6 protein-coding genes and 2 pseudogenes are annotated in these 8,101 nt (G+C 70.4%); all 8 read left to right on the forward strand.

All coding sequences use genetic code 11. From position 1 onward, the window contains the following. Nucleotides 1-209 precede the first annotated feature (209 nt). The 8 genes and pseudogenes from AC2W7M_RS14960 (at nucleotide 210) to pcaF (ending at nucleotide 7,976) form a co-directional block, all read left to right on the forward strand. Nucleotides 210-802: pseudogene (locus AC2W7M_RS14960) on the forward strand (CvpA family protein). Nucleotides 803-983: 181 nt separating this feature from the next. Continuing rightward, nucleotides 984-2,504 (forward strand): amidophosphoribosyltransferase, encoded by a 1,521-nt coding sequence (purF, locus tag AC2W7M_RS14965; RefSeq protein ID WP_486133039.1) that lies wholly within the window; start codon nucleotides 984-986, stop codon nucleotides 2,502-2,504. Between the two features lie 3 nt (nucleotides 2,505-2,507). After that, nucleotides 2,508-2,924 carry a VOC family protein gene (locus tag AC2W7M_RS14970; protein ID WP_486133040.1) on the forward strand — a complete coding sequence of 139 codons (417 nt, stop codon included), beginning with the start codon at nucleotides 2,508-2,510 and terminating at the stop codon, nucleotides 2,922-2,924. A gap of 25 nt (nucleotides 2,925-2,949) precedes the next feature. Beyond that, entirely contained in the window at nucleotides 2,950-3,693 is a 744-nt protein-coding gene (locus tag AC2W7M_RS14975) for an SDR family NAD(P)-dependent oxidoreductase (protein WP_486133041.1), read from the forward strand. A 60-nt stretch (nucleotides 3,694-3,753) separates the two neighbouring features. Beyond that, complete coding sequence (locus AC2W7M_RS14980; RefSeq protein WP_486133042.1) at nucleotides 3,754-4,542, forward strand: IclR family transcriptional regulator; 789 nt, start codon at nucleotides 3,754-3,756, stop codon at nucleotides 4,540-4,542. 116 nt (nucleotides 4,543-4,658) lie between these two features. Then, nucleotides 4,659-5,480, forward strand: coding sequence for an IclR family transcriptional regulator (locus AC2W7M_RS14985; protein WP_486133043.1), 822 nt, complete (start codon nucleotides 4,659-4,661; stop codon nucleotides 5,478-5,480). Nucleotides 5,481-5,575: 95 nt separating this feature from the next. Beyond that, the gene (locus AC2W7M_RS14990; protein WP_486133044.1) at nucleotides 5,576-6,724 is read left to right on the forward strand and encodes an acyl-CoA dehydrogenase family protein; all 1,149 of its coding nucleotides are present in this window, start codon (nucleotides 5,576-5,578) and stop codon (nucleotides 6,722-6,724) included. A gap of 44 nt (nucleotides 6,725-6,768) precedes the next feature. Continuing rightward, nucleotides 6,769-7,976: pseudogene (gene pcaF / locus AC2W7M_RS14995) on the forward strand (3-oxoadipyl-CoA thiolase). Nucleotides 7,977-8,101 lie beyond the last annotated feature (125 nt).

Below are 8,101 nucleotides of genomic sequence, written 5' to 3' on the forward strand. Positions count from 1 at the left end.
GGAGGCGCGGCCCGACCTGCCGCCGCCCCGCGCGCAGGAGGAGCGGGCCCGCGCACGCGGTTCGGAAAAAGCTGAGGCGATCTGCGGAGATGACGCGGCCATCCGCGCGGGCTATATGACCCGGCGCCGGCTCGTCCTTTCGGGGGGCGTGAGGTCGTGTCCCGCGCAGGCGCCTTCGGGGTCCGCGCCCACCACGGATCATAGCACCGATGCCTGTGACTTTGCTGGACATCATTGTGATCTCGGTGATGCTGCTTTCCGGCATCCTCGCGATGGTTCGCGGGCTGCTGCGCGAAGTCTTCAGCATCCTGTCCTGGGTCGTCGCCGCCGGCGTCACCCTTTATTTCTATAAGTCGACCTTGCCCTACGTGAAGCCCTACATCACGCAGGACATGGCAGCGACCGCGACGACAGTGGCGATTCTCTTCCTCGGCACGCTGCTAATCGCCTCCATCATCACCGCGCGAATCTCCGACATGGTGCTCGACAGCCGCATCGGTCCGGTCGACCGCTCGCTCGGCTTCCTGTTCGGTCTCGCGCGCGGCCTTCTCGTCATGGTGGTTGCGTTCCTGTTTTTCAACTGGCTGGTCCCGGCCAAGAGCCAGCCGCCATGGGTTCTGGACGCCAAATCGCGCCCGGCGCTGCAAAGTGCGGGGGATTGGCTTATGGGCCAGTTGCCGGATGACCCTGAAAAACACCATTTTGAACAAGCTTAAGAAAGTCGCCCGCCGGCGACGAGGGCGACGTGCCTGCCGCGCCCGCCGCCCCGACCGCGCCGGCTCCCTCGGGAAGCGGGCGCTAGCACCCGTTGCCTTCGCCCGCGTCGCGGGGAGGGGCGGGCCTGATCTTGGGCATGGGGTGCGCGTGGCCGGATCCTGCGATCTGGCCGCACCGGCCCTGCTGTGGGGGCACCACGAAGGCGGCGGGACCTGCCCGCCGGCCGAGCGATGCGCGGCACCGGCCAAGGGCCGCGGAGGTTTGGAATGGACGCGCACAACGAGGCGGCGCCGGAAGGGGTGGACCATCTGTCCGATACCTATCCGGCGCGTTCGGATTTGGATCTCGACCTGAACGGCGATCGCCTCCGCGAGGAATGCGGCGTCTTCGGCATCTACAATCATCCGGAGGCGGCGGCCATCACCGCCATCGGCCTCCACGCGCTCCAGCACCGTGGCCAGGAAGCGGCAGGCATCGTTTCCTATGACGGGCGGCGCTTCCATTCCGAGCGGCGCCTGGGCCTCGTCGGCGACACCTTCTCCGACGCCCGCGTCATCGCCCGCCTGCCGGGCGACAGCGCCGTCGGCCACGTGCGCTACTCCACCACCGGCGAGACCCTGCTGCGCAACGTGCAGCCGCTGTTCGCCGAGCTCGACGCCGGCGGCTTCGCGGTGGGCCACAACGGCAACCTCACCAACGGCATCACCCTGCGCCGCCAATTGGTGCGCGAGGGCGCCATCACCCAGTCGACCACCGATACCGAGGTGATCCTGCACCTCGTGGCGCGCTCCAAGAAGCCGCGCTTCATCGACCGCTTCATCGACGCCATCAGGTCGCTGGAGGGCGCCTATTCGCTGGTGGCGCTCACCAACAAGAAGCTCATCGGCGCCCGCGATCCGCTCGGCATCCGCCCGCTGGTGCTGGGCTCGCTGGACGGCGCCCCCATCCTCGCCTCGGAGACCTGCGCCCTCGACATCATCGGCGCGCGCTATGTGCGGGACGTGGAGAACGGCGAGGTGATCGTCATCGACGAGGAGGGCGTGACCTCCTTCAAGCCGTTCCCGGAGATGGCGCCGCGCCCCTGCATCTTCGAGTACATCTATTTTGCCCGGCCCGATTCCGTGGTGGGCGGGCGTTCGGTGTACCAGGTGCGCAAGACCATGGGCCAGGTGCTGGCGCAGGAAAGCCCCGCCTCGGCCGATGTGATCGTGCCGGTGCCGGATTCCGGCGTGCCGGCGGCCATCGGCTTCTCCCAGTTCTCCGGCATCCCCTACGAGCTGGGGATCATCCGCAACCACTATGTGGGACGCACCTTCATCCAGCCGACCCAGTCGGTGCGGGACCAGGGCGTGCGGATGAAGCACTCCGCCAACCGCTCGGTGGTGGAAGGCAAGTCCATCGTGCTGGTGGACGACAGCCTGGTGCGCGGCACCACCTCGGTGAAGATCGTGCAGATGATGCGCGATGCCGGCGCCAAGGAGGTGCACTTCCGCATCGCCTCGCCGCCCATCACCCACCCCGATTATTACGGCATCGACACGCCGGACCGGGACAAGCTGCTCGCCGCCACCCACGATCTGGAAGGCATGCGGCGCTATATCGGCGCCGATACGCTCGCTTTCCTCTCGGTGAACGGTGTCTACCGGGCCATGGGCTTCGAGGCCCGCGACCCGGCGCGGCCGCAATTCACCGACCACTGCTTCACCGGCGACTATCCGACCCCGCTCACCGACCGTTCCAGCCAGGTGTCGTCGCAGCAGCTGTCCTTGCTGGCAGAGGCGAGCTGAGCCTTGGTGGAGCTTGCCACCTGGCACCGCGGCCGCCTCCTGGACCACGTGCAACTGGTGGTGCGCGACCTTGAGGCCTGCCGGCGCTTCTATGGCGCAGTGTTCGGGGTGCTGGGCGTTCCCGTGGAGGACGGGGACGGCTATTTCTTCGCCGACGAGCTGTTCGTGAGCGCGGGCTCGCCACCCACCGGCCGCGCGCACCTCGCCTTCCAGGCAAGGGATCGCGCGAGCGTGGACCGCTTCCATGCCGCCGCCCTTGCCGCCGGCGGGCGCGACAACGGCGCCCCCGGCCTGCGCGGCTATCATCCCGACTATTACGCCGCCTTCGTGCTCGACCCCGAGGGCAACAACATCGAGGCGGTCCACCATGGACCCGCCCGCCGCTCGGCGCCCAGCGTCGAGATCACGGCGGACGGCTGAACCGCTCTCCAAGCGCGAGGTAGACGTGCCCGATCGGCCGCTTTCCGAGAAGATCGCCCTCGTCACCGGCGCCACCCGCGGCATCGGCGCGGCGACCGCCGTGGCGCTCGCCGCCGCCGGCGCCCACGTGATCGCCACCGGCCGCACCGAAGGTGCGCTGGAGGAGCTGGACGACGCCGTCAAGGCGGTGGGCGGCAGCGCCACCTTGGTGCCGCTCGACATGAAGGATGCGGACGGCATCGACCGGCTGGGGGGTGCGCTGTATGAGCGCTACGGCCGGCTCGACGTGTTCGTCGGCAATGCCGGCGTGCTCGGCCCGCTGACCCCGCTCGGCCACGTCTTCCCCAAGGACTGGGACGACATCGTCGCGGTGAACCTCACCGCCAACTGGCGCTGCGTGCGCTCGTTCGACCCGCTGCTGCGCCTGTCCACCACGCCGCGCGCGGTCTTCGTCTCGTCCGGCGCCGCGCACAAGGCGCGGGCCTATTGGGGGCCCTATGCCATCACCAAGGCCGGGCTCGAAGTGCTGGCCCGCACCTGGGCGGCCGAGCATGCCAACGCCAACCTCAAGGTGAACCTGTTCAATCCCGGCCCGATCGCCACCCGCATGCGGGCCAAGGCCTTCCCGGGCGAGGATCCGGCCACGCTGCCGACCGCGGAAGCCGCCGCCGCCGCCATCGTGCCTTTGTGCCTGCCGGCCTGCGAGGAGACGGGGCGGCTCTACGACTTCCCCACCAAACGCTTCCTCGACTTCCAGATGCCGGCCTGATTTTGAAGCGTCCGCGCCGCCGTGCCATCATCCGGCCGGCACGGAGCAGGCAGGACGCCGATGAGGGACACGGGCACCGAGGTTGTCTCGCTGGCACGCGGGCTCGCCATCCTGCGCGCCTTCCGCGCGATCGATGCGCCGTTGGGGAACACCGAGATCGCCCAGCGCACCGGGCTGCCCAAGGCGACGGTGGCGCGGCTTGCCTACACGCTCTGCGCCATGGGCTATCTGCGGCAGGTGGCGCCGCACGGCCAGTATCACCTCGGCGACAAGGTCTCGACGCTCGGCTATGCCGCGCTGCGCCCGCTCTCGGTGCGGCAGGTGGCGGGGCCGCTAATGCAGGCAATGGCGGACCGGCACGAGATGTCCGTGGCGCTCGGCATCGGCGACGGGCCGGACATGATCTACCTGCACGTCTGCTCCGGCCCGGAGACCATCGCCATGCGCCTGCAGGTGGGAACGCTGGTGCCGATCGCCCGCTCGGCCATGGGCCGCGCCTATCTGTGGGCCTTGCCGCAGCAAGAGCGGGAGCGGCATCTGGCGGCGATCCGGGCGGCGGGGGGGGCAGCGGCGGACGAGGTGGAGGCAGGGCTTGCGGAGGCCATCGCCGAGGTGGAGCGGCGCGGCTTCGCGGTGTCGTTCGGCGACTGGCGGCGGGAGATCTTCGCGGTCGGCGCGCCGGTCTGGCTGGACCGCGGCGAAACGGTGCTGGCGCTCAATTGCGGCACCCGCCGGCCCGACCTCGATCCGGCCCGATTCCAGGACCAGCTGGGGCCAGAACTGATGGCCGTCGCGGGCGAGATCGGCCGCCTCATGGACCAGCGCGGCGAACGGTTCTGGGGCGACTGAGCATCCCATGGACGACCAGACCGCGGAAAATCCCGCCAAATCCCCTGCCGATCCCGCAAATTCCGGTCCCCCCAATTCCGGTCCCGACGCCGCACCTGCGCCGCCCGCGCGATCGCGTGCGCCGGCGCCGCCGCAACGGGGTGACCGCCCAGGACCGGGATTTCGTGAACGCGCTGGCGCGCGGTCTTGTCGTGCTGGAGGCGTTCGGGGCCAGTCCCGCGGTCTGGCTCAGCGGCGTGGAGGTGGCGGAGCGGGTGGGCCTCCCCAAGCCGACCACCTCGCGCCTGCTCCAGGCGCTGGCCGGTCTTGGGTACCTCCATCACGATCCGCGCCGGCGGCAATACCGCATCGCCCCTGCGGTTCTGGCGCTGGGCTTTGCCGCGCGCGAGCCGTTCAGCCTCGGCGACCTGGTGCGGCCCTACCTGAAGGAGCTGGCGGACACCTTCGCGGTCCATGCCGCGCTCGCCGCGCGCGACCGGCTCGACGCGATCGAACTGGAGGTGTGCCACTCCCTCAACACGCTGATCACGCTGCGCCTGGAGGTGGGCTCGCGCATCCCGCTCGCCGGCACCGCCGCCGGGCATGCGCTGATCGCGCCGCTGGCGGGGGAGGAACGCGACTATCTGCTCGGCCTGCTGCGGGCGCGCCACGGCGGCGCGTGGGAGGGCCTCAGCGCCGGCATCGAAACCGCTCGCCGCGAGGTGGTGGAGCAAGGCTTCACCACCACGTCCGCGAGCTGGAACGCCGATATCAACGCCGTCGCCGCGCCCCTGGTCGTGCCCGGCGGGGCGGCGGTCTATGCGCTCGCGTGCGGCGCCCCGGCGCGGCATCTGCCCGCCGCCAAGCAGCGCCGGATTGGCCAGCGCCTGGTGGAGATCGCGCGCGAGATCGCCCAGCGCCTGCTGGACGGCAGCACGGCCAACGGCGGCGAAAAATAAAATCCAGTTCCGCATAGCGGACAAATTCTCGACTCCCCCGACAAACTCCGCTACCCCGTCAGGCCGGCAGACGCAGCCAGCCGGGGAGGGCACTCGTGGCGCTGGATCAGGAAACCTTCGCGCTCCTCAAGGACACGGTGCGCCGCTTCGTGGATGAGCGGCTGATCCCGGCCGAGGCAGCGGTGGCGGAGGCCGACGCCATCGACCCCTCCATCCTGGCCCAGATGCGCGATCTGGGGCTCTACGGCCTCTCCATCCCCGAGCAGTGGGGCGGCCTCGGCCTCTCCATGGCGGAGGAGGTGGAGATTGTCATGGAACTGTGCCGCACCTCCCCTGCCTTCCGCTCGGCGGTGGGCACGAATATCGGCATCGGCTCGCAGGCGATCGTGCTGGCCGGCACTGAGGTGCAGCGCGCCCGCTATCTGCCGCGCCTCGCCAGCGGCGACCTCGTCGCCTCCTTCGCGCTGACCGAGCCCGATGCCGGTTCGGACGCTGCCGCGCTGCGCACCCGTGCGGTGAAGCGCGACGACGGCAGCTGGGTCCTCAACGGCACCAAGCGCTACATCACCAACGCGCCCGAGGCCGGGCTGTTCACCGTCATGGCGCGCACCTCCGACACGCCGGGGGCGGGCGGCATCTCGTGCTTCCTCGTCGAGCGCGGCGCGCCCGGCCTGTCGCTCGGCCCGTGGGACCGCAAGATGGGCCAGCGCGGCGCCCACACCTGCGACGTGATGTTCGAGGACTGCGTGGTGCCGGCCGACGCCATCATCGGCGCGGAGGGCCAGGGCTTCCGCATCGCCATGCGGGTGCTCGACAAGGGCCGCCTGCACATCTCGGCGGTGTGCGTCGGCGCGGCGACGCGGCTCATCGAGCTCGGCGTCGCCTATGCGAACGAGCGGCGGCAGTTCGGCCGGCCCATCGCCGAGTTCCAGCTGGTGCAGGCGCTGCTCGCCGACAGCTATGCGGAGACCTATGCCGCCCGCGCCATGGTGCTCGACGCCGCGCGCAAGCGCGATGCGGGCGAGACCGTCACCATCGAGGCGTCGGCCTGCAAGATGTTCGCCTCCGAGATGGTCGGCCGCGTCGCCGACCGGGCGGTGCAGATCCATGGCGGCGCCGGCTACATGGCGGACTATGCGGTGGAGCGCTTCTTCCGCGACGTGCGCCTGTTCCGGCTCTATGAGGGAACGACCCAGATCCAGCAGCTCATCATCGCCCGCGAGCTGCTGGGCAAGAAGACCTGAACAAGACCAAGAGCTGAGCGCGCCCACAGCGCCGGAGAACGCCCATGACCGACGCCTTTATCTGCGATTTCGCGCGCACCCCCATCGGCCGCTATGCCGGCGCATTGAAGGACGTGCGCGCCGACGACCTCGCCGCCCATCCCATCCGCGTGCTCGCGGCGCGCCATCGGGGCGTCGACTGGGAGGCGCTGGACGACGTGGTGTTCGGCTGCGCCAACCAGGCGGGAGAGGACAACCGCAACGTGGCGCGCATGGCGGCGCTGCTCGCCGGCCTGCCTGTGAGCGCGCCGGGCACCACGGTCAACCGCCTGTGCGGCTCGGGGCTCGACGCGGTGGGCATCGCCGCGCGCGCCATCATGACCGGCGACGCCGACCTCGTGATCGCCGGCGGGGTGGAGAGCATGAGCCGCGCGCCCTTCGTCATGGGCAAGGCGAGCGAGGCCTTCGCGCGCCAGAACGAGATCTACGACACCACCATCGGCTGGCGCTTCGTGAACCCGCTGATGAAGGCGCAATACGGCGTCGATTCCATGCCCGAGACCGGCGAGAACGTGGCCGCCGATTTCCAGATCGCCCGCGCCGACCAGGACCTGTTCGCCTTCCGCTCGCAGCAGCGCACCAAGGCGGCGCAGGAGGCCGGCTTCTTCGCCCGCGAGATCGCGCCCATCGAGATCAAGGGCAAGAAGGGCGCCGTGGTGCGCGTGGAGGCGGACGAGCACCCGCGCGGCGACACCACCCTGGAGCAGCTCGCCGCGCTCAAGACCCCGTTCCGCAAGGAGGGCGGAACCGTCACCGCCGGCAACGCCTCGGGCGTCAATGACGGGGCGGGCGCGCTGATCCTCGCCTCGGCCGAGGCGGCGAAGAAATACGGCCTCACCCCGCGCGCCCGCGTCGTGTCGGTGGTGCAGGCAGGGGTGCCGCCGCGCATCATGGCATCGGACCGGCGCCGGCCACCACCAAGCTGCTTCAGAAGAACCGGCTCTCCCTCGCCGACATCGACGTGATCGAATTGAACGAGGCATTCGCCTCCCAGGCGCTGGCGGTGCTGCGCCAGCTCGGTTTGCCGGACGATGCGGAGCATGTGAACCCGCACGGCGGCGCCATCGCGCTCGGCCACCCGCTCGGCATGTCCGGCGCGCGGCTCGCCATGACCGCGGTGAGCGCGCTGGAGACGCGCGGACAGAAGCGGGCGGTCGCCACCATGTGCATCGGCGTCGGCCAGGGCATCGCCGCCCTCATCGAGCGGGTGTGAGCATGGCCGCGACCTCTCCCGTGCGCATCGAGCGCCACGGCGCGGTGGCGGTGGTGGTGATCGACCATGCGGCCCGTGAACGCCCTCTCGAAGGGCGTGCGCGACGGCCTCGCCGCCGCGGCGGC

The organism is Xanthobacter sp. BG11Y11_SDJG (assembly GCF_057364445.1).

Excerpts from the sequence above, each read along its gene's own strand:
- AC2W7M_RS14980 (WP_486133042.1), top strand. The coding sequence starts at position 3,754 with ATGAGGGACACGGGCACCGAGGTTGTCTCGCTGGCACGCGGGCTCGCC.
- purF (WP_486133039.1), top strand. The coding sequence starts at position 984 with ATGGACGCGCACAACGAGGCGGCGCCGGAAGGGGTGGACCATCTGTCC.